Source organism: Amycolatopsis sp. NPDC045836, from assembly GCF_056431745.1.
Genome location: NZ_JBWKKF010000060.1, coordinates 1 through 1249, shown reverse-complemented (window position 1 = coordinate 1249; position 1249 = coordinate 1). Strand labels below are relative to the sequence as shown.

Below are 1249 nucleotides of genomic sequence, written 5' to 3'. Positions count from 1 at the left end.
GCGCTAGTGCTGTGACCACATAGGTTGGCCGGGTTGGTGACACGCCGGTTGATGTTCGCGTGGGTTGACCGCTGGGGTAGCAGTGTGGGCGGATGGCAGAACCAGTTCGAGCGCGTCGGCTGACCGATCAGGAGGGTCAGCGTCTGCAGAAGATCGTGCGTAGAGGCACCGGGTCGCCGGTCCGGTTGCGGCGGGCGATGGTGATCATGGCCTCGGCCAGCGGAAACACCGTTCCCGCCATCGCCCGCCTGGTCCAAGGTGACGAGGACGCGATCCGCGGGGTGATCCACCGGTTCAACGAGATGGGCCTGGCCTGTCTGGACCCTCAGTGGGCGGGTGGCCGTCCCCGCCTGATCAGCCCTGAGGACGAAGCGTTCATCATCGCGACGGCCACCACGCGACCCGAAGCACTCGAGCAGCCCTTCACCCGCTGGAGCCTGCGCAAACTCTCCGCTTACCTGACCCGCAACCACGGAACCCGACGTGTCGTGGTGGGCCGGGAACGATTGCGGCAGTTCCTGCGCAAGCACGACATCACCTTCCAACGAACCAAAACCTGGAAGGAGTCCAACGATCCCGACCGGGACACCAAACTCGCCCGCATCGAGCACGTGAGCAGCCACTTCACCGACCGGGTGTTCGCGTTCGACGAGTTCGGGCCGCTCACCATCCGACCACACCTCGGCGCCGGCTGGGCCAGGAAGAACCATCCCGGCAGGTTGCCTGCCAACTACCACAAACTCTGCGGCGTCCGGCAGTTCCACGGCTGCTACTCGCTGGGAGGCGACACCCTCTGGGGCGTCGTCCGAACACGAAAATCCGCCGCGAACACCCTGGCCGCGCTGAAGTCCATCCGCGCCGCACGCCCGGACGGCGCACCGATCTACATCATCCTGGACAACCTCTCCGCCCACAAAGGCAACGCGATCCGAGCGTGGGCCAACCGCTGCAACGTCGAACTGTGCTTCACCCCGACCTACAGTTCCTGGGCCAACCCGATCGAAGCGCACTTCGGGCCGCTGAAAATGTTTGTGATCGCCGGATCGAACCACCCGAACCACACCGTCGCGACTCGTGCTCTGCACCGCTACCTGCGGTGGCGCAACGCCAATACACGTCACCCCGACATCCTCGCCGCCCAACGCCGCGAGCGAGCACGTATTCGCAGCGAACGCCACCGCACCTGGGGCCAGCGCGTCACACACGCCGCCTGACCAACCCGGCCAACCTATGTGGTCACAGCACTAGC

At 65.5% G+C, this 1249-nt stretch carries 1 protein-coding gene; it reads left to right on the top strand.

Features of this window, described 5'->3' with window-relative positions:
* The first annotated feature begins 92 nt into the window (after positions 1-92).
* Positions 93-1214 carry an IS630 family transposase gene (locus AC07EG_RS40275; protein ID WP_478258541.1) on the top strand — a complete coding sequence of 374 codons (1122 nt, stop codon included), beginning with the start codon at positions 93-95 and terminating at the stop codon, positions 1212-1214.
* Positions 1215-1249 lie beyond the last annotated feature (35 nt).

Bases quoted from the DNA above. Each gene is read 5' to 3' on its own strand.
- AC07EG_RS40275 (WP_478258541.1), top strand. From the start codon at position 93: ATGGCAGAACCAGTTCGAGCGCGTCGGCTGACCGATCAGGAGGGTCAG.